This is a genomic window from Kribbella sp. NPDC055110, from assembly GCF_053607525.1.
The window spans coordinates 1-19,938 of sequence record NZ_JBSGTS010000013.1 but is presented as its reverse complement, the minus strand read 5'-3'; the positions used below and the strand labels follow the sequence as shown (position 1 = coordinate 19,938).

Below are 19,938 nucleotides of genomic sequence, written 5' to 3'. Positions count from 1 at the left end.
CAGAGGATCCGGACGGATCGCATCCTCGCCGCCGGTCCCCGGCCACGACAGTGATGGGTATGACGACAACCGCCCCAAGGCAGGGCCGCGTACAGCGCAGCCTGCCGGCTCTCGGCCTGTTCTTCCTCGCTCCCCTGGTCGCGGAGTTCCTGCTCGGGAACATCCCGCTCACCGGCTTCTTCGCGCTCTTCGGCCTGGCTCCGTTGTACGGCGGTGGCGCGGTGCTGATCCGCGAGCTCGTACGCCGCCGCGGCTGGGGCTATCCGAGCGTGCTGCTCCTCGCCCTCGCGTACGGCGTACTGGAGGAGGGCGTCACCACGCAGTCGCTGTTCAACCCGGACTACGTCGACCAGCGCCTCCTCGACCCCGGACACATCGGGTTCCTCGGGATGGGTGCGCCGTGGACGCTGCTCGTGCTCGGGCTGCACACGGTCTGGAGCATCACGGTGCCGATCGTCCTCACGGAGTCGATGTCGCGGCGGACCCGCGAGCCGTGGCTCGGCAAGGTCGGCCTGAGCGTGTACGGCGTACTTTTCGGCTTCGGTGTGGTGGCGACGACAGTCATCCAGCTCAACACCGACTCGTTCGTGGCGTCGCCGGCCCAGTTCGCGGGCGTGGCGGTGGCGATCGTCGCGCTGGTGGCGCTCGCGGTGTGGGTCGGTCGCCGGACGCCTCGCCGTACGGCGGGCCGTGTCCCGTCGGTGTTGGTCACGGGCGGGGTCGTCCTGGTCCTCGGCTCCGCCTGGATGCTGGCCGACGATCTGAGCCACAACGGCTGGATCACCGCTGCCGCACTGCTCCTCCTCGAAGTGCTCACGGCTGTCCTGCTGACGGTCTGGTCCCGGCGGAGCGGCTGGACGCAGCGGCACTCGATGGCGGCGGCCGGCGGCGCACTGCTGACCTACGCGTGGCATGCGTTCCCGGAGACGCCGGTCTTCGACGCGTCGCGGACGGTGGATCTGATCGGGAACGCGCTGTTCGCCCTGCTCGCGCTGGTCCTGCTGGCCTTTGCGACAATCAGGTGTGACAACTTCAGTCGGTCCTGACACCGCACGCCACGTCAACCTTGCGTTGTTCGCGCTGGCGACCGGAGGCTTCGCGATCGGGACCACCGAGTTCGTCACGATGGGGCTGCTGCCGCAGATCGCGGACGGCGTGCACATCTCGATCCCGACGGCCGGTCACGTGATCTCGGCGTACGCGCTGGGCGTCGTGGTCGGCGCGCCCGTGATCGCGGCGCTCGGCGCGCGGACCGGGCGAAAACGGTTGCTGCTCGGGCTGATGGCGGTGTTCGTGGTCGGCAACGTGCTGTCAGCGGTTGCCTCGAGCTACGAGTTCCTGCTGGCCGCGCGGTTCCTGTCCGGGCTGCCGCACGGCGCGTTCTTCGGGATCGGCGCCGTGGTCGGCGCGTCGATGGTGGCGCCGGAGCGGCGGGCGCGCGCGGTGTCGATGACGATGGTCGGGCTCCCGGTCGCGAACATCATCGGCGTACCTTTGACGACCCTGCTCGGGCAGCGGCTCGGATGGCAGGTGCCGTTCCTCGCGGTCGGCGTACTGGGGTTGCTGACGCTCGTCGCGGTCTGGTTCTGGGTGCCGCCGCAGCCGGTCGGGAGCGACGTCAACGTCCGCAGCGAACTCAGTGCGCTGGCCCGGCCGCAGGTGTGGATGGCGCTGCTGGTCGGGATGGTCGGGTTCGGCGGGATGTTCGCGACGTACTCGTACATCACGCCGACGATGACGCAACTGGCCGGTTTCTCCGAGTCCGCCGTGACGATCGTCCTCGGCGTGTACGGCGTGGGCATGACCGTCGGCACCGTCCTCGGTGGACGCCTCGCCGACCGGTGGCTGATGGGCAGCGTGTACGGCGGGCTGGTCGCGGTGACCGTCGTACTGGGAACGTTCGGCTGGCTCGCGCAGACCCGGCCGGGTGCGCTGGTCGCGGTGTTCGCGATGGGTTGCTCCGCGAGCATCCTGGTGCCGGCGCTGCAGACCCGCCTGATGGACGTCGCGCACGAAGGGCAGTCGCTGGCCGCGTCGCTGAACCACTCCACGCTCAACATCGCCAACGCGCTCGGGGCCTGGCTCGGAGGCGTCGTACTGGCGGCCGGCTACGGCTACGAATGGCCCAGCCGCCTCGGCGCCGCACTCGCCGTCGCCGGCCTGATCCTGGCCGTGATCTCCGGTCTGATGGAACGTCGAGGGTCGACTCAGGTACTTGCCTGAGGGTTTCCTCACCGGGGACTTGGTTAGATCGGGGTATGGCGACCTTGACGTTGGGCGCGGCCGATCTGGTACGGCGGCGTGGGCTGCGGCAGATGCGATCGGTGGCGCTGGCGCTGCTGGTGCTGGCCGCGGTGATCTACGTGGTGACACTGCACCGCCCCGGCGGCTGGGCGTACGTGAACGCGGCGGCCGAAGCGGCGATGGTGGGTGCGTTGGCGGACTGGTTCGCGGTGACCGCGCTGTTCCGGCGTCCGCTCGGGCTGCCGATCCCGCACACCGCGATCGTGCCGACCCGGAAGGACAGCCTGGCGGAAAGTCTCGAGCAGTTCGTGACGGAAAATTTCCTGTCCGAAGACGTCGTTTCGGAAAAGATGCGGACGGCGGAGGTCAGCCGGCGGGCCGGTGAGTGGCTTGCCGCCGGCAACCACGCCGAACGGATCGTGGCCGAAGGCGCGCGCACGGTCGGGGCGGCGCTGCCGAAACTCGGCGACGACGACGTGACGGCGTTCGTGAGCGGGTCGTTGCTGCCGCGGTTCGTGAAGGAGCCGTTGAGCCCGATCGCGGGGCACTTCGTGGAGTCCGTGGTGGACGACGGCGCGCACCACGCACTGTTCGACCTGTTGCTGGTGGAGGCGCACGACTGGCTCGCCGACAACCGGGACCTGCTGGCGGACGTCGTCGGGCCGCGGGCGCCGCGGTGGTCACCTCAGTGGGTCGATCGGATGGTGATCGACCGGATCCACCGCGAGGCGCTGGCGTGGCTGGCCGACGTACGGGACAACCAGTCGCATCCGGCACGGCGGGCGATCGACCGGCTGCTCGGGCAGCTGGCGTACGACCTGCAGCACGACCCGGACACGATGGCGCGGTTCGAGGCGTGGAAGGCGCGGATGCTCACGCATCCGGACATGGGTTCGAGCCTGACCGCGGTCTGGGACGCGATGCGGACCGCGCTGATCGACTCGATCAACGACCCGCACAGCACGCTCCGCGCGCGGGGCGTCCGGGCCTTGCAGGATCTCGGCCGGCGACTCCAGGACGACGAGGCGCTGCGCGCGAAGGTCGACAGCCGCGCGGCCGAGGCCGTCGGGTACGTCGTCCGCACGTACGGCCGCGAGATCGTCTCGGTCATCTCCGACACCATCGAACGCTGGGACGGCCGCGAAGCCGCCGCCCGCATCGAACTCCACGTCGGCCGCGACCTCCAGTTCATCCGCATCAACGGCACCGTCGTCGGAGCCCTCGTCGGCCTCACCATCCACACCCTGAGCCAGCTCCTGTGAACCTTGTTCCGACGGCGGGGCAACCTTCTGGAACGGTCAGCCGGTCCAGCAGGATGTGAGCATCGACGACGGCGTCTTGGCGACGGGGGTGAGCGCGGTGCACGACAGCACGGACACCTTCGACACGTTCGTCGCCGCGCGCTCGCGGGCCCTGCTGCGGACCGCCTACCTGCTGACCCGCGACCACGCGCTGGCCGAGGACCTGGTCCAGACCGCGCTGGCGAAGGCGTGGTTCCACTGGTCCCGGATCCGCGAGGACAACCCGGAGCCGTACGTCCGGCGGATCCTCGTCACGACGTACTCCTCCTGGTGGCGCCGCCGCTGGAACGGAGAGATCCCGACCGACGAACTGCCCGACGCCCCGTCCCCGAACGGCGAGGACGGACTCGACCTCTGGGACGCCATCGGCCGTCTCCCCCGCCGGCAACGCGCGGTCGTCGTACTGCGCTTCTACGAAGACCTCAGCGAGGCCGAGACCGCCCGGCTGATGGGCAGCTCCGTCGGCACCGTGAAGAGCCAGACCGCCAAGGCTCTCGCCAAACTCCGCCTCGACCCCTCCCTTGCCACCCCAGCAGATCTGGAGACCCCGTGATGAACCTCCAGGACCTGCGCGACGAGCTCACCGCTCGCGCCGCCTCCGCCGACCAGCACTCGGGCGACCTGCTGCCCGGCGTGCAGCACAAGATCCACCGCACCAAGCAGCGCCGTGCCTTCGCCGCGCTCGGCGTGGTCGCCGTAATCGCGGCCGTCGCAGCCAGTCTCGTCCCCACGCTGCGCCCGACGCCACCGGCCGACAACCCACCCGAGGACTACACCCGGGACGGCCTCACGGTCCCCGGCACGGTCGGCAGCGACAAGTTGCTCAAGGCATGGATCGGCGACCGCGGCCAGAGCAGTCTGTCGTTCTCGTGGACTCCGACGACGGACTCGATCGCGTTCCACTCCAACTGCGAGACCACCGGCAGCGGCATGTACGCGGTCCGGTACCGGATCAACGGATGGATCGTCGGCGTCGGCGGCTGCGACACCGGCCCGGACGCCTGGACGATCGAGAGCCCGGCCACGGCGCGCCCGGACGATGCCCTCTGGCTGTCCGCACCCGTCGGCAAGGCGGTTCAGGTGACCGCGGAAGTGTTCGACATGGACACCAAGCGACCCGGCGCGGAGAACGCCCGGATCTCGCTCGGCATCTACTCCACGTCGCCCAACCCGCCGACCGGCAACGGCGCACCGGCACGGATCCCCCCGGTCGACGCGGGCGCGTACCAGAAGGACGGCGTGGTCTACCGGAAGACGGTCGGCGGCGACACCCTGGCCGCCGCGAAGGTCGCCGACCCGGGACGCCTCGAGGTGCGATTCAGCTTCACCGCGACCGGCGCCAAGCTGGCCCTGCGCCCGTTCTGTACGGCGAACGCGGGCTCCGACGGCGAGAACCCGCCGTACACCGTGGAGATGCGGATCGGCCCCGGGCAGCCGTTCAAGGCCACCTGCGCGGCGTACTCGATCGACGCCGCGAAAGGCGGCGGTCTCACGATCGCCTCACCAGTACCGGCTGGGCAACGCGTCGATGTGGTCGCGAAGGTCCTGTCGACAGACCCGCACCTCGTCGGGATGCCGCCGGACGTCCGGCTGGGTCTGGGCATCTACTTCCAGGGGCCGCAGCGCGTCATCGACGGGGTGGAGCTCCCGGAGCAGACCGAGGTGGCCGGGTACCGGTACCGGCTCGCCGAGGTGAAGACCGCGCCCGGCCCGGACCGGCACCTCGCGACCGAGACCCCAGCGGACCAGCCGTACCTCGTCGCGTACGGGGGCTCGCCACTCGGCACCGGCGGATTCCGCGCCAGCCTCACGGTCGGAAAGACCGAGACCGGCGTCGGCGTCGCGCCGGACGTCGGCGGCATGGGCATCGGCTGGGACGCCCACGGCGCCGCCCCGTCCGAGCGCGCCACCCTGACGATCGCCGAGGGCAAACCCACCAAGGGAACCCTGATCCTGGCGATCTACCTACCGGACTAGGACCGAATCAGACCCAGCTGTGCAGGTCGGCGGCGTCCTTGGTGAACTGCTCGGGTGAGTCGTCGGCGACGAACTCGAGCAGTGCGTTGATCTCGCGCGGCTCGGCGGCGAGGCGGTCGAGGACCGGCCGCCACAGCGACTCCCGGCCCGCCAGCGGCAGCCGGTTGTTCGACGGCCACCACGAGAACACATGCACCGTGCTCAGCCACGGCATCAGCGCCTCGAGCTGCTTCAGGCACTCCGCGTCGTTCAGATCGACCGGCGGCTGCCAGTACGTCGTGAGGTTCGGCGCGCCGACGTCCAACAGGAGCGTGATCGTCGAGTCGACCTCGTCGGTGAGCGTGTTGCGATGGAACTCCAGCGCGATCTCGATCCCCGCACCGGCGGCCATGTCGGCGAGCTCACTCAGTCCACGGGTCACCGCCATCCGGTCGCCGACACCCGCGTCCGCCGTACCGACGTTGCCCGCCCAGACCCGGATCCGGCGCGCGCCGAGCGCCTCGGCGGTCGCGATCGCGGAGCGCATCTCCTCGCGGTCCACGCTGCCGGCCCGCAGGTACGAGCCGTACGCCGCGACCTGTAGGCCATGCACCTCGGTCAGGTTCCGCACCCGCTTGGCGTTGACCAGATTGCCGAGCGGGACGTGCACGTCACCGCCCCATTCGATCGCCGCGAGCCCGGACTTCGCCGCCACCTCCACCACCTGGTCAACCGGCAACTGCCGAAACGTCACCGAGACCAGACCGGTCCTCACACCCACGCGCGCCTCCTGGTGTCCACCCCTCCATCCAACCGCATCACACCAGCGGCCTCACCGCACGCGTCACCCGATGGACCGTCGACGCCTGGGACGGTCCGCCCGGCACCGTCCTGGCCTCGGCCTCCGGCCGTCTCACGTCATGAGCAAAGCGATTGGATGCGGCTGTCGATCGGGCATAGTCTGACGGGCGTGCCAGAACAGCGACAGGGATTCACCTATGGGTTCGCCGCGTACCTGATCTGGGGACTGTTCCCGCTGTACTGGAAGCTTCTCGACCAGTCCGGGGCTCTCGAACTGCTGGCCCACCGGGTGCTCTGGTCGCTGGTGACGATCGTGATCCTGGTCGCCGTACTGCGGAAGTTCGGCGCGGTGCAGGCCCTGCTCGCGGAGCCGCGGCGGCGGTGGCCGTTGATCGCGGCGGCGTTCCTGATCTCGGCGAACTGGGGCACCTACATCTGGGCCGTCAACAACGGTCACGTCGTGGAGACCTCGCTCGGGTACTTCATCACGCCGCTGTTCACGGTCCTGCTCGGCGTCTTCGTCCTCAAGGAACGGCTCCGGCCGGTGCAGTGGACCGCGCTCGGGATCGCCTTCGTGGCGGTCGCCGGGCTGACCGTGGAGAACGGGCGGCCGCCGTGGGTGGCGATCATCCTGACGTTCTCGTTCGGGCTCTACGGGCTGGCGAAGAAGCAGGCCGGCGCCGGCGCGATCGAGGGGATGGCGATCGAGTCCGGCACCGTCGTCCCGTTCGCGGTCGCGGGCATCATCGCCCTCGGGCTGCACGGCGACGCGACGGTCACCCACCACGGGACGGCGTACGTCGTGCTCGTGCTGCTGACCGGGCCGATCACCGCCGTACCGCTGCTGCTCTTCGGCGCCGCGGCGACCCGGGTCTCGATGACGACGCTCGGGCTGCTCAACTACATCGCGCCGATCATGCAGTTCATCTGCGGTCTGGTGATCTTCCACGAGCAGATGACGCCGATGCGCTGGCTCGGCTTCGGCCTGGTGTGGCTCGCGCTGGCGCTGTTCACCTTCGACAGCTTGCACACCCGCCGCCGCAACCTCGCCCTCGAACGCGCCGCGCTCACTGCTTCCGCAGTGTGATTGTTCGACCGCGCTTCGCTTTCTTAGGTCAACCTAAGCCGCTCGACGTTCATCTGACCTTCACTGAGAAGGCTCTCAGCTTCCCTAGGGTCGCTGGTCGTGACCAAGTTCCTGCCGCTGATCAGTCAGATCGGCACCCGCCACGGGTCCCGCTCCCTCCGCACCTGCGAGTACAAGTGCGCGAACCAGTGCGACCACCCCGAGCCGAACACGTCCGGCAACGAGCACATCCAGAGCGTGATGCGCTCCGCGTTCAGCCGCCGCAAGGTGCTGGCGATCGGCGCTGCCGGTGTCGGCGCCGCCGGTGTCGCCACGCTCGCGGTGAACGCGCCCGCGATCGCCGACCAGACCAGCCGCGAGTCCGGCAGCGCGTCCGGCAACGGCACCTTCCCCGGCCTCGGCCACCGCGGTGAGCTGACGCACAGCGTCGTACCGCCGAACCGTCAGGACGACATCGTCGTGCCTCAGGGGTACGAGCAGGCCGTCATCATCGGCTGGGGCGACCCGGTGCTGCCGGGCGCGCCGAAGTTCGACCCGTACAAGCAGTCCGCCGAGGCGCAGGCGCGGCAGTTCGGGTACAACAACGACTACACGATGATCGTGCCGCTGCGCGACGACCGGGTGGCGCTGCTGGTCTGCAACCACGAGTACACCGACGAGAACCTGATGTTCCCGACCGGCAAGTACTCGACGGCGGAGATCGCGAAGATCGGGATGGCCGCGCACGGCATGGCCGTCGTCCAGATCGAGCGAGTCGGCCGCTTGGGTCAGTGGCGCCGCGACCAGCAGCTGTCCCGCTACAACCGCCGGATCACCGCGTCCACCAAGTTCGAGGTGACCGGGCCGGCGGCCGCGGACGCCCGCGTCGGAAAGGTTGCCTACGGCACCTTCGGCAACTGTTCCGGCGGCGTGACGCCGTGGGGCACGATCCTGTCCGGCGAGGAGAACTTCAACGGGTACTACGACGTGAGCGGCACGGTCCCCGCCGAGCACGTGGACTCCTACAAGCGGTACGGCGTACCGACGACTGCCACCAAGTCCGCGCGGCAGTGGAGCATCGTCGACCCGCGATTCGACCTGACCAAGACGCCGACCGAGGTCTACAAGTCCGGCTGGGTCGTCGAGGTCGACCCGTACGACCCGCGGTCGACGCCGAAGAAGCGGACCATGCTCGGCCGCCTCAAGCACGAGGGCGCGACCGTCACGATCACCGCCGACGGGCGGATCGCGGTCTACACCGGCGACGACGAGAAGGGCGAGTACCTCTACAAGTTCGTCTCGGCCGGCAAGTACGACCCGAAGAACCGCAAGAACAACTTCGGCCTGCTCGACGAGGGCACGCTGTACGTCGCCAAGTTCACCGGCGACGGCACCGCGGACGGCGTGTACGACGGTATCGGCCAATGGATCCCGCTGACCTCGGACCAGGAGTCGTTCGTCGCCGGCCTGTCCGTGCAGGAGGTGCTGATCAACACCCGGGTCGCCGGTGACAAGGTCGGCGCCACCCGGATGGACCGCCCCGAGGACGTCGAGCGGAACCCGGTCAACGGCCGGATCTACGCGGCACTGACGAACAACGACAAGCGCGGCGGCAGCTTCCCGGTCGACGAGGCGAACCCGCTCGCCGTCTCGCACGTTCGGGAGACGTTCGGCGGTCCGCTGGTGGAGAAGGCCGGCAACCGCAACGGGTACATCCTCGAGATCACCGAGGAGGCCGACGACGCGGCCAAGACCGGGTTCTTCTGGACCCTGTTCCTGGTCTGCGGCGACCCGGCCGCGCAGGAGACCTACTTCGGCGGCTTCGACAAATCGAAGGTCAGCCCGATCTCCTGCCCGGACAACGTCAGCTTCGACGGCTCCGGCAACCTGTGGATCTCCACCGACGGCAACGTGCTCGGCTCGAACGACGGCATCTTCACCGTCCCGGTCGCGGGCCCGAACCGCGGCCAGGTCAAGCAGTTCCTGTCCGTGCCGTTCGCCTCCGAGGCGTGCGGGCCGCTGGTCTCCGACGACGACAAGACCGCGTTCGTCGCCGTACAGCACCCGGGCGAGACCGACACGGCGACCTTCGAGAAGCCCAGCTCGACCTGGCCGCACACCGACAACTTCCCGCGCCCCGCGATCGCCTGCATCTGGCGCCGCGACGGCGCCCGCGTCGGCAGCTGACCGCTCCCGAGGCCCGGCACTCCGGCGCCGGGCCTCTTGACGATCAGTATCCTGGACATCTAATATCCAGATTATGAAGATGAACGAGGGCGTCGAGTGGGCGATGCACAGCTGCGTGAACCTGAGCTGGGCGCCCGGCGAGGCGGTCACCGCCAAGCGGCTCGCGGCCTTCTACAACCTGCCCACGGCGTACCTGAACAAGCAGCTCCAGGCGCTCACCCGGGCCGGCATCCTCACCTCGGTCTCGGGTCCGAAGGGCGGCTTCCAGCTGGCTCGCGACCCGGGCGACATCAGCCTGCTCGACATCGTCGTCGCCATCGACGGGCCGGACGACGCGTTCCGCTGCATGGAGATCCTCAAGGAAGGCCCGGGCGCCGACGCGCGGGCCGACTACACCAAGATCTGCGTGATCTCGCAGGCGATGCGCGGCGCCGAGCTGACCTACCGCCGCGAGCTGGCGAACCGCTCGATCGCGGACATCGCCGCGGAGGTCGTCCGGCTGAACCCGACCGCCCCGGAGAACACCCGAAACCGCTTCGCCAACCTCAAGTCGTGACAGCGGACCGCCACGCAGGCAGAACCCCCGAAATCCGCCGTTAGCGGCACGAAAACGGCACTTCTGCCTGCGTGGACGCACCCCACCAACCAAAGGAGACCTCATGACCACCCTGATCCGCGCGACCGACGCCGAGACCCTGTCCGCGAGCGGTGTCACGTTGCTGGCCGACGTACCCGACACCGACGGGCACCTGACCAGCCACCGCTCGATCTTCCAGCCCGGCAAGGAAGGCGCTCCCCCGCACCTGCACCGCGAGGCCGCCGAACTGTTCTTCGTCCTGAGCGGCTCACTCCGCGTCCTCACCGGCGAGACCCTCGTCGAGCTCCACCAAGGCGACTGCCTCCACGTCCCGCCCAACACCGCCCACGCCTTCGAGGCCGCCGGCACCGACCCCGCCGAGGTGCTGTTCGTCCTCACACAGGCCAAGCCCCGCTTCGGGTACTACCGCCTGGTGGAGTCCGCATACAAAGGCGAAACCGCCTGGGCCGAGGTAGCCAAAACCAGCGACCTCTACGACAACCACTACGTCGAGAGCCCCACCTGGAGTCAGCGCGTGGGCTCCTGAGTCCTGACGAGGGACTCGCTGGTACCGATGTCCGTCGAGTCGTGGGATTTGGCAGTCAAATGCAGCCTCGATCCACGACTCGCGGTTTCGAGGGGCAACCAATCGCCACGACTCGGCGTGAGTCTGCACGGGCGGCCCGCGGGAGCGGCCGTAGCGGGGAAAGAAATCGTCACGATCTGCACATTTGTTTCCCAGCTCTTTGGGTTGGGCCCGGATCGGGCCGGAATCCTCCCCACTGAGCTCCGTCTCGCGAGGGTGAGCCCGCCTGGTGGGGCGGCCGTGCGGCGACGGTGGTGACCACGGACAAGAACTGGGGACTGGAGACAGGAAATGCCATGTCCCAGCCCCCCACAACCTGTCTCAGGTCCCCAACTGGGCGACCATCATCCACACATCGGGTAGAAGAGCCGGATAACCCATGGCACGGACGCCAGTGCGTAGCACGCGGGGCTTCCGGTACGGCCAGGTGATGTGTGACACGGGGCGTCACACTCTTGGTCGCTGCGGTGTCGTATGGGTGACCGAGGGAGGTCGGGCATGCAGCGTCCTAGCCTGCGAGCGAGAGTATTTCCCAACCACTGGTCGCTGTTGTTCGGCCAGATCGCCTTCTACAGCTTCGTTGTGATCCTGTTCAGCGGTGTGGTCCTGATGCTGGACTACAAACCGTCGACAGAACAGATCGTGTACGACGGACCGTACGGACCGTTGCGCGGAACGAAGATGTCGCGGGCGCTGGACTCGACGCTGGCGATCACCTTCGAGACCCGTGGCGGATTGCTGATCCGCCAGCTCCATCACTGGGCCACGCTGATCATGGTGGCGGCGATCCTGCTGCACCTACTGCAGCTGTTCTTCACCGCCTGCTTCCGTCGGCCGCGACGACTGAACTGGCTGGTGGTTTTCGGCCTGCTCGTCATCACGCTCGGCGCATGCCTCACCGGGACGTCGCTCCCGGACGACATGGCGTCGGGGACGAGTCTCGCCGTACTCGACGGTGTCCTGCAGGCAACGCCGTTCGTCGGCTCCGCCCTGTCGTCGCTGCTGTTCGGAGGCGAGTTCCCGGGCGATGTGATCTCACGGTTCTACCCGCTGCACATCGTCCTCCTACCGGCCGTGCTCGTCGTCCTTTTCGTTGTTCTCAGGCGGAAATCTGAACCAACTGTCGTGGGACGCGCGGCGGCCGTGGCTGTGATGAAGCGGGTCGGTCTGTTCTGTTTCGTCGTCGGGGTCTCACTGGTCATGGCCGCGACGGCGACCATCAACCCGGTCTGGCTGTACGGCCCGGCCGACCCGGCGGACACCTCGGCCGGTGTCGGCCCGGCCTGGTACCTCGCCTTCCTGGACGGTTCGCTCCGGCTCGCGCCGGGCTGGGAAGTCGTCTGGTGGGGCAGGACGATCAGCTTGGCCGTCCTGTTGCCGGTCGCCGTCTGCACGCTGTTCCTCGCGCTCGTCGCGGTCTACCCGTTCATCGAGGAACGGATGACGGGCGACCGGAAGGAGCACCACCAACTCGAGCGGCCGCGCGCCAACCCGACGCGGACCGGCATCGGTGTCGCGGGCATCGTCTTCTACGGCGTGCTGTGGGCGGCCGCCGGCGCCGACACGATCGCCGTACAGTTCCACCTCTCGTTCAACACGCTGCTACGCGTGTTCCAGATTCTCCTGATCCTGGGCCCGCCCGCCGCACTGCTCATCACCCGTCGCGTCTGCCTAGGCCTGCAGCAACGCGACACTGAGATCGCGACGCACGGTATCGAGACCGGCCGGATCGTCCGGCGTCCCGACGGCGGGTACGTCGAGGACCACCGCCCTTCCGTGCGTCAGCTCATGTCGCGATGAGAGCGCTGTGGATGCGACCCGTGGTCGTGGAGAGTGGACGTGCACTGGCTGCGCTTCGGGTGGCGATGATCTCGGCCGCGATCGAGATCGCCGTCTCCTCCGGTGTCCGGGCGCCGAGGTCCAGACCGGTCGGCGACGTCAGGCGGGCCAGCTCGTCCTCGGTGACGCCTGCGGATCGCAAGCGGGCCAGGCGATCTTCGTGGGTTCGCCGCGAGCCCATCGCGCCGATGTAGCCGGCGTCCGTCCGCAAGGCCAGTTCCAGCAGCGGTACGTCGAACTTCGGGTCGTGGGTCAGCACGCACAACGCCGTACGGCGATCAACCTGGTCCAACGCTCCGGCCAGGAAGCGGTGTGGCCAGTCGACGACGACCTCATCCGCCTCGGGGAACCGTGCGCGGGTGGCGAACACGCCGCGGGCGTCGCACACCGTCACGTGATAGCCGAGGAACTTGCCGACCCGCGCCACGGCCGCCGCGAAATTGATCGCCCCGAACACGAACATCCGCGGCGGCGGGGTGAACGCCTGCACGAACACGGCGACGTCGGTCCGCCCGCATTCCCCATGCATGCCGTACTCGCGGATCGCGGTCGAACCGCTGTCGAGCATCGCCAGCGCATCCTCGACCACCGCGGCGTCCAGACCGGCGTCGCCCAAACCGCCGACGACACCGACGGCGCCAGCAAATGAAGGGCCGATGACGAGGCGTCGGCCGAGGCGCTCGCCCGCCGTGACCACGGTCGCCACCGCCACCGGCCGGCCTGACTCGATCGCCTCCGCGACCGCGCCGAACTCCGTGTACGACGCCGGATCGACCGGCTCCACCAGTACGTCGAGCAGGCCACCACACGTCAGCCCGATCGCGAACACGTCGTCGTCGGAGATCCCGTACCGCCGTACCACCGGCACCCCGGTCCGGATCACCTCTTCGGCCACCGCGTACACATCGGCCTCGACGCAACCACCCGAGACGCTGCCGACCACCGCACCGGACGCGGACACGGCCATCGTCGCACCAGGTTGGCGTGGCGCCGAGCGGAACGTGTCGATCACTGTGGCCAGCGCGAACCGCTCCCCGTACCAAGGGCGGACGTGCGCGAGGACGTCACGCACCCATGTCCTCCGCGCCCGCCTTGACCGCTTCGCGGATCCGCGAGTACGTACCGCAGCGGCAGATGTTGCGCAGCTCGTCGAGGTCCGCGTCGGTGATCGCGCGGCCCTCCTTCTGAGCCTGCTTGACCTTCGCGACGGCCGCCATGATCTGGCCGGGCTGGCAGTACCCGCACTGCGCGACGTCGTACTTCAGCCACGCCTCCTGCATCGGGTGCAGGTCCTTGCCGACCGTCGCCGGCAGCCCTTCGATCGTGGTGACCTCGTCGCCGGCGTCGATGTCCTTCACCTGCACTGCGCACGGGTTGAAGGCCTTGCCGTTGATGTGCGAGGTGCACGACTTACAGACCTCGAGCGCACATCCGTACTTCGGACCGGTGACGCCGAGCAGGTCGCGGAGCACCCACAGCAGCCGGACGTTGTCCCCGGCATCGACGCTGATCTGCTTGCCGTTGAGCTTGAAAGTGTGCGTAGGCATGGGTTCCTCAGAACGTGTGGTCGAGGCCGTCGGTCGGCGACTGCGGGGTGGACGGCTGCAACGGCAACGGCTCGAAGCCGAGCTTGCCGTGGTTGATCGGGAAGTACGTCGGCAGCGTGCCGGTCGCCCGCGCGTAGGCACATGCGACCGCGGCGAATGCCGGAGCCACCGACAGCTCGCCGGCGCCGCCCGGGCTGTCGCTCGTGTTCGGCATGATCACCACCTCGACGTCCAGCGGCGAGTTCCACTCCCGGGTGTAGAAGTAGTTGTCCCAGCTGCCTTCGAGCGGGATGCCGTTCTTGATGTGCAGGCTCGACGTCAGCGCCAGCGCGATCGCGTCCTGCAGACCGCCGAACATCTGCGCCTCCAGGCCGCGCGGGTTGATGCAGAAGCCGGGATCGACGACGATCACCGCCTTCGTCACCCGCGGACCGGTCACCCCTTCGCCCTCGACCGGCCGGTTCACCGTCTCCGGCCGGCAGTCGATCTCGACCAGCGTCGCGACGGCTGCCCGGTACTCCGAGTGCACCCCGACGCCCTGCGCCGTACCCTTCGGCATCGCCTTGCCCCAGTTGCCGACCTCGGCCGCCTTGTTCAGCACCGCGAGCAACCGCTGGTCCTTGAGGAAGCTCCGGCGGAACTTGACCGGGTCCTGGCCCAGCTTCGCGGCCAGCTGGTCGACCATCAGCTCCTCCGCGCAGACCACGTTCGGCGAGTAGATGTTGCGCATGCTGCCGGTGTTGAACTTCAGCGGGACCTCGTTGAGCAGCTGCGTGGTGACACCGAAGTTGTACGGCGACGACTGCGTGAGCTCGAAGATCGTCTCGGCGAACGACAGGTTGCCGCCGACCGGGAGGTCCGCCGCGAACGCGGTGATCATCTCGCCGAGACCGTGACCGAAGTCGGTCTGCACACTGGTGTGCCGCTGCTCGTAGGTGAGCACGTTGCCGGCCAGGTAGTTCACCCGGACGCGCGACGTGCTCATCGGGTGCGTGCGCCCCTGCCGGAAGTTGTCGGTGCGGGACCACGACAGCTTGACCGGCTTGCCCAGCTTCTGCGAGATCTCCGCCGCCTCGGCCGCGACGTCGTGGAACAGGTGCCGGCCGAACGAACCGCCGCCCTGGGTGACGTGCACCTTGACCGCGTCGATCGGCAGGCCGAGTTGCTTGGCGATGTCCTCCTGGGCCACGATCGGCACCTTCAGACAGGACCAGATCTCGGCGCTGTCCGGGCCGACGTCCGCGATCGCGCAGTCCGGTTCGAGCGGGCTGTTGCTCGCGAAGGCGAACACAAACTCGGCGTCGATCGTCTTCGTCAGCAACGGCAGCGTCGGAACGGCCATCGGCAACTGGGCCGCGCGCAGCTTCGCCAGCACGGTGGCGTCGGACTCGCCGTCCACCGTGCCCGCGCCCCAGGTCGCGTCGACCTTCTGGATCGCGTCGATGCACTGGCCGAACGTCTCGCCGCGGATCGCGACACCGTGGGTGATGCCAACGACATCGGTGATCCCCGGCAGGGCCCGCAGCGCCGCGAGGTTGTTGATCGACCGCAGCGTCCCGTTGATCGTCGGCGGGCGGGCCACCATCGTCGGCTTCGCACCCGGGACCTGCAGGTCCATCGCGAACTGCTTGCGACCGGTGACGATGTCGTGCGCGTCGACGCGGCTGTGCGGCTTCCCGAGAACCGTGAAGTCCGACGGAGACTTCAGCTGGGCGGTCACCTTCAGGGTCTCGGAGACGGCCGCCGCCTTGGCCAGCGAGCCGTACGTCGCCGTCAGACCGCTCGGGCCGCTCAGCACTCCCGCCGCCGCCGTCACCTTGTCGACCGCGACGCCCCATTGCAGAGCAGCCACCTCGACCAGGCGCTGGCGGGTGATCGCGGCGGCGGTCCGGACCGGGGTGTACATGCTGCGCATCGAGTTCGAGCCGCCGGTGAGCTGATTCATCAGCAGTTCGGGCCGCGCGTCGGCGAGCGTGATCTCGACCTTGTCCATCGGCAGATCCAGCTCTTCGGCAACCATCATCGCGAACGCGGTGGTGATGCCCTGGCCGACCTCGGCCCGGGGCACCGCGAAGTGCGCGGTGCCGTCGGACTTCAGCTCGACCGTGATCAGGCCCGAGGTCGCCGCCGCGGCCAGGTTCTGCAGGTCACCGAGGTCGAAGATGTCCACCGGCTGCGGCACCGAAGGAACCGCAGCATCGGCCGCGCGCGGGTCGGACTCGTTCGTCATCCAGCTCACGCCGACCGCGAGGGTGGGCGCCGCGATCAGGTACCCGAGAACCTTCCGCCGCCCCAGGAGACCGCGTCTGTCGGTCGGTTGATCGCTTGGTCGATCCAACGAACGACGGTGTTCGGCCATGAGGGGTCCTCCGTGCTTGAGCAATGCTGGGAACGCAGTCTGGCACCGTCAGCGACGCGGCGGCATGGCCACGATGCCCACGTTTTGCGGGGTCTTACTGTGCACAACGCACAGCTCGGCCCTTCGGTCACGCAGCGGGCGGGAACAGTCTGAAAGCACGCAACGCAAGGCCAAGCTCCAAGTGGAAGCCTTCGTCGCTGAGGTTACGGCCGGTGATCTGATGGACCCGGTGCAGCCGGTTGATGACCGTGTTGCGGTGACAGTGCGCAAGGTCCGCAGTACGACGTACGGAACCTGCTGCCAGCACCCACTTGTCCAGGGTGTCCAGCAACAGTTCGCGTTCGGCCGCCGGTACTGTCATGAGCGGCAGCAGCCAGTGCTGCACAAGTTGCTCGGCCAGCTCCGGTGCGCTGAGCAACAGCGCCTCGGGAAGGCGTTCCGTCAGAGCCGCCACGTCGATCTGACCGGCCGGGAGCGTACGCCGGGCCAGCATCGCCTGCCGGTATGCGATGTTCACCTCGGCCAGGCCGGAGACAACGCCGGACAAACCTGCCGGTGCGTGTACGACGTCACGCAGAGTGCGGAGCACCGTGACCGGGGATTCCGTGCCCACGGCAAGCAAACCGACGACGGTCTGCGGGCGGACCTGCCACGCGGAAGCGATCCGGAGGCCGGCGAACCGTCGTACGAACGAGGATGTCGTCCACTCGTCGTCGACCAGGTTGTCGATCGCCACCACCGCGTAGCCGCCGTTCACCGGTACGTCGAGGACGGTGGCCGCCTCCTGGACGAAGGCCCGATCCTTCCCCGGGCCGTGCAACAAGCCTTCCCACAAGGTCGATCTGCGGCGCTCGTCGGCGCGGACGAGTTGCCGTTCGGCGGCGTGATACGCGGCCGCGACCTGCGACGACGTACGGTCGACGACCTCCCAGACCTTGCTCGCGACATCCAGCAACGCCGCGGACTCGACCACGCCCTGCGCGCGGGCCTCGTCGATCAAGGCCTCCCACACCAGCCGCCCGCCGAGCCGGAACGACTTCAGTACGTCGTCCAGCGGCATCCGCTGCTCCGCCCGCCGCCGCCCGGTCGACTGCGCCGCATCGAAGTGGTCGTCGTTGTCGGCAATCATCTGCACGACGCGGGCAACGTTGTCATGACAGGACCGCCACAGATCCTGCTGCGGCACCGCACCCATCTCGCGATACGCCGGGTTCTGCTCGTAGATCGTCTCGACCAACACATCGGTCAACGCCGGCAGATGCAGCAGCACACTCTCGGCCAACGCCTCGACCGTCAGCCCTACCACCGGCAACACAACATCCCGCTCACCCATAGTCGGCACAGCATCGCACAGAGTCGATGTGTCGCCCAGACCTGGCGGACCCGCGGTCGCCGACTTCCCGAACGGCTCATGAGCTGAGGCGGTCGGGGAACCGGGGGTCGGTGACTCACAACTGGTTCCTGACCGCCGCCGAGCGGGGCAATCCGGCGACGGGTGTCGACTCCACCGGTGCCTGGACCGAGGGGAACCTGGTCCGGCCACTGGTACACGGTGCGACGTACTTCCAGCGGTTGTACGACGAACTGCGCGTCCTGCAGCCGGGCGATCAGGTGTTCTTCACCGACTGGCGCGGCGATCCGAACGAGGTGCTGTACACCGACGGCCCCTCGATCGGCGAGGTGCTGTGCGACGTCGCGCGCTCGGGAGTGCAGGTGCGCGCGCTGTTGTGGCGCTCGCACTCGGACCGTGTCAGCTTCAACTCGCAGGAGAACCAGCGCCTCGGCACCGAACTGAACGAGGCCGGCGGCGAGGTTCTGCTGGACCAGCGGGTCCGTCGGTTGGCCTCACACCACCAGAAGCTGTTCGTCATCCGGCACCGCGGCGACCCGGCTGCCGACCTCGCCTTCGTCGGTGGCATCGACCTGTGCCACGGGCGGCGCGACGACGAAGCTCACCTGGGCGATCCGCAGACCGCGCCGATGGATCCACGCTACGGGGAGAGGCCACCGTGGCACGACGCGATGCTCGAGCTCCGTGGCCCGGTGGTGGGTGACCTGTTGCGCTGCTTCGTCGAGCGGTGGGACGATCCGCATCCGCTCGACCGGCGAACGCCGTACCGGATGCTGATGCAGCGACTGGCCCGCATGCCACGGCACCCGGGCGACCTGCCGGAGGCGTTCCCGGATCCGCCGCCGGCCGGGCCGCACTCCGTCCAGGTACTGCGGACCTACGCGCACAAGCACCCTGGGTTCCCGTTCGCGCCGCGCGGTGAGTACAGCATCGCCCGGGCCTATCTGAAGGCGTTCGGCCGCGCGAAATCCATGATCTATCTGGAGGACCAGTACCTCTGGTCGGAGCCGGTGGCGCAATGTCTCCGGGACGCGCTCGAACGATCTCCGGACCTGCGGATCATCGCGGTCGTACCGCGGTACCCGGACCAGGACGGCCGGCTCAGCGGCCCTCCGGCGGTCCACGCGCAGCTGGAGGCGTTGCGTCGGCTGGACTCCGACCGGGTGGCCGTCTACGACCTCCAGAACGACAACGGCGTACCGATCTATGTGCACGCGAAGATCTGCATCGTCGACGACGCCTGGATGACCTGCGGATCGGACAACTTCAATCGCAGGTCCTGGACCAATGACAGCGAGCTGACCTGTGCGATCGACTCACCCGAGCTTGCCCGGTCCCTACGCTCGCAACTCTGGTCCGAACACCTCGGCACGGCCGACACCGATCTGGACCCGGTGACCGGCTTCGCCCAGTGGCGGACGACGGCCGCAACCCTTGACCGGTGGTACGCCGACGGCCGCCGGGGGGCGCGACCCCCCGGTCGCATCCGCCCGCACCGGCTACAGCCGCTCAGCCGCGCTAAGTCCGTCTGGGCCAGCTGGCTCGCACACCATGTCTACGACCCCGACGGCCGCTCTCGATCCGCCCGCAAACACGACACCTTCTAACGCATCCGGGTGTACGGCGGCGTCAGACGGAGCGGGTGGCTACCAGGTCGCAGAGGGTGTCGAGGGCTTCTCGGCCGGGGCCTTCGGGGAGGGTGGCCAGGAGTTTGCGGGCGTCGGCTGCGCGGCGGCGTACGTCGTCCTCGGCCTGGCGGAAGGCGGCGTGCGAGCGGAGCAGGTCGAGGGTTTCCGCCAGGCGGGCGTCGTCGGAGAGGTCGGAGTCCAGGAGGTCCAGCAGGCGCGCGTCCGTGGCGTCCGTGGGGTCCGCCTGGGCGCGGAAGATCAGGACCGGGAGGGTCGGGACACCCTCGCGCAGGTCGGTGCCGGGGGTCTTGCCCGACTGGCCGGACTCCGACGCGATGTCCAGAAGGTCGTCGGCGAGCTGGAAAGCCACACCGATCTCCTCGCCGAACGCCCGCAAAGAATCCTGCACCTCGAGAGACGCACCGGCGTACCGGGCGCCGAAGAGTGCGGACGTCGCAATCAGCGAACCGGTCTTGTCGGCGACCACCGAGAGGTC

Annotated in this window: 17 protein-coding genes; 11 read left to right on the top strand and 6 right to left on the bottom strand. The window is 68.7% G+C overall.

Annotation, left to right across the window (positions count from 1 at the left end; genetic code table 11):
- Window positions 1-59 precede the first annotated feature (59 nt).
- From ACWF0M_RS21130 to ACWF0M_RS21110, 5 genes are read left to right on the top strand one after another with little or no spacing between them, the layout of a single operon-like run.
- Window positions 60-1,046, top strand: coding sequence for a hypothetical protein (locus tag ACWF0M_RS21130; RefSeq protein WP_452237396.1), 987 nt, complete (start codon window positions 60-62; stop codon window positions 1,044-1,046).
- Window positions 1,024-2,223: an MFS transporter gene (locus tag ACWF0M_RS21125; RefSeq protein WP_452237395.1), complete on the top strand. Its 1,200-nt coding sequence runs from the start codon at window positions 1,024-1,026 to the stop codon at window positions 2,221-2,223. The genes ACWF0M_RS21130 and ACWF0M_RS21125 overlap by 23 nt, the downstream gene beginning before the upstream one ends.
- Window positions 2,224-2,258: 35 nt before the next feature.
- Window positions 2,259-3,506: a DUF445 domain-containing protein gene (locus ACWF0M_RS21120; RefSeq protein WP_452237394.1), complete on the top strand. Its 1,248-nt coding sequence runs from the start codon at window positions 2,259-2,261 to the stop codon at window positions 3,504-3,506.
- A gap of 55 nt (window positions 3,507-3,561) precedes the next feature.
- Window positions 3,562-4,098 (top strand): SigE family RNA polymerase sigma factor, encoded by a 537-nt coding sequence (locus tag ACWF0M_RS21115; protein ID WP_452237393.1) that lies wholly within the window; start codon window positions 3,562-3,564, stop codon window positions 4,096-4,098.
- Window positions 4,095-5,522: a hypothetical protein gene (locus ACWF0M_RS21110; protein WP_452237392.1), complete on the top strand. Its 1,428-nt coding sequence runs from the start codon at window positions 4,095-4,097 to the stop codon at window positions 5,520-5,522. Before ACWF0M_RS21115 ends, ACWF0M_RS21110 begins: the two co-directional genes overlap by 4 nt.
- A gap of 7 nt (window positions 5,523-5,529) precedes the next feature.
- On the opposite strand, the gene ACWF0M_RS21105 is transcribed toward ACWF0M_RS21110, so the two are convergent.
- A complete protein-coding gene (locus tag ACWF0M_RS21105; RefSeq protein ID WP_452237391.1) occupies window positions 5,530-6,282 on the bottom strand; it encodes a sugar phosphate isomerase/epimerase family protein in 753 nt (250 codons plus the stop codon).
- A 189-nt stretch (window positions 6,283-6,471) separates the two neighbouring features.
- Between ACWF0M_RS21105 and rarD the strand changes: the two genes are divergently transcribed.
- The 5 genes from rarD to qcrB all read left to right on the top strand — a co-directional run bounded on the left by rarD (window position 6,472) and on the right by qcrB (window position 12,518).
- Window positions 6,472-7,389 (top strand): EamA family transporter RarD, encoded by a 918-nt coding sequence (rarD, locus tag ACWF0M_RS21100; RefSeq protein ID WP_452237390.1) that lies wholly within the window; start codon window positions 6,472-6,474, stop codon window positions 7,387-7,389.
- Window positions 7,390-7,488: 99 nt separating this feature from the next.
- Window positions 7,489-9,555: a PhoX family protein gene (locus ACWF0M_RS21095; protein WP_452237389.1), complete on the top strand. Its 2,067-nt coding sequence runs from the start codon at window positions 7,489-7,491 to the stop codon at window positions 9,553-9,555.
- Between the two features lie 73 nt (window positions 9,556-9,628).
- On the top strand, window positions 9,629-10,111 hold the full coding sequence (locus ACWF0M_RS21090; RefSeq protein ID WP_452237388.1) for an RrF2 family transcriptional regulator: 483 nt from the start codon (window positions 9,629-9,631) through the stop codon (window positions 10,109-10,111).
- Window positions 10,112-10,214: 103 nt separating this feature from the next.
- A complete protein-coding gene (locus tag ACWF0M_RS21085; RefSeq protein ID WP_452237387.1) occupies window positions 10,215-10,679 on the top strand; it encodes a cupin domain-containing protein in 465 nt (154 codons plus the stop codon).
- Window positions 10,680-11,216: 537 nt separating this feature from the next.
- Window positions 11,217-12,518, top strand: a complete 1,302-nt coding sequence (qcrB, locus tag ACWF0M_RS21080) for a cytochrome bc1 complex cytochrome b subunit (protein ID WP_452237386.1) — start codon at window positions 11,217-11,219, stop codon at window positions 12,516-12,518.
- Here the strand turns inward: qcrB and ACWF0M_RS21075 are convergent.
- The 4 genes from ACWF0M_RS21075 to ACWF0M_RS21060 form a co-directional block, all read right to left on the bottom strand.
- Window positions 12,505-13,629 carry an XdhC family protein gene (locus tag ACWF0M_RS21075; RefSeq protein ID WP_452237385.1) on the bottom strand — a complete coding sequence of 375 codons (1,125 nt, stop codon included), beginning with the start codon at window positions 13,627-13,629 and terminating at the stop codon, window positions 12,505-12,507. The two genes, qcrB and ACWF0M_RS21075, sit on opposite strands and share 14 nt — an antisense overlap.
- Window positions 13,622-14,104 carry a (2Fe-2S)-binding protein gene (locus ACWF0M_RS21070; RefSeq protein WP_452237384.1) on the bottom strand — a complete coding sequence of 161 codons (483 nt, stop codon included), beginning with the start codon at window positions 14,102-14,104 and terminating at the stop codon, window positions 13,622-13,624. The genes ACWF0M_RS21075 and ACWF0M_RS21070 overlap by 8 nt, the downstream gene beginning before the upstream one ends.
- Before the next feature lie 7 nt (window positions 14,105-14,111).
- A complete protein-coding gene (locus ACWF0M_RS21065; RefSeq protein ID WP_452237383.1) occupies window positions 14,112-16,442 on the bottom strand; it encodes a molybdopterin cofactor-binding domain-containing protein in 2,331 nt (776 codons plus the stop codon).
- A 148-nt stretch (window positions 16,443-16,590) separates the two neighbouring features.
- Window positions 16,591-17,796: a PucR family transcriptional regulator gene (locus ACWF0M_RS21060; RefSeq protein WP_452237382.1), complete on the bottom strand. Its 1,206-nt coding sequence runs from the start codon at window positions 17,794-17,796 to the stop codon at window positions 16,591-16,593.
- A gap of 110 nt (window positions 17,797-17,906) precedes the next feature.
- On the opposite strand from ACWF0M_RS21060, the gene ACWF0M_RS21055 reads away from it, so the two are divergent.
- Window positions 17,907-19,421, top strand: coding sequence for a phospholipase D family protein (locus tag ACWF0M_RS21055; RefSeq protein WP_452237381.1), 1,515 nt, complete (start codon window positions 17,907-17,909; stop codon window positions 19,419-19,421).
- Between the two features lie 22 nt (window positions 19,422-19,443).
- Here the strand turns inward: ACWF0M_RS21055 and ACWF0M_RS21050 are convergent.
- A partial coding sequence (locus ACWF0M_RS21050; protein ID WP_452237380.1) for a polyprenyl synthetase family protein occupies window positions 19,444-19,938 on the bottom strand: 495 nt, incomplete at its 5' end.

What these genes read in the sequence shown, in the direction of transcription:
- ACWF0M_RS21090 (WP_452237388.1), top strand. Translation starts at nt 9,629, where the DNA reads ATGAAGATGAACGAGGGCGTCGAGTGGGCGATGCACAGCTGCGTGAAC.
- ACWF0M_RS21085 (WP_452237387.1), top strand. Translation starts at nt 10,215, where the DNA reads ATGACCACCCTGATCCGCGCGACCGACGCCGAGACCCTGTCCGCGAGC.
- ACWF0M_RS21120 (WP_452237394.1), top strand. Translation starts at nt 2,259, where the DNA reads ATGGCGACCTTGACGTTGGGCGCGGCCGATCTGGTACGGCGGCGTGGG.
- ACWF0M_RS21070 (WP_452237384.1), bottom strand. Translation starts at nt 14,104, where the DNA reads ATGCCTACGCACACTTTCAAGCTCAACGGCAAGCAGATCAGCGTCGAT.
- qcrB (WP_452237386.1), top strand. Translation starts at nt 11,217, where the DNA reads ATGCAGCGTCCTAGCCTGCGAGCGAGAGTATTTCCCAACCACTGGTCG.
- ACWF0M_RS21060 (WP_452237382.1), bottom strand. Translation starts at nt 17,796, where the DNA reads ATGGGTGAGCGGGATGTTGTGTTGCCGGTGGTAGGGCTGACGGTCGAG.
- ACWF0M_RS21130 (WP_452237396.1), top strand. Translation starts at nt 60, where the DNA reads ATGACGACAACCGCCCCAAGGCAGGGCCGCGTACAGCGCAGCCTGCCG.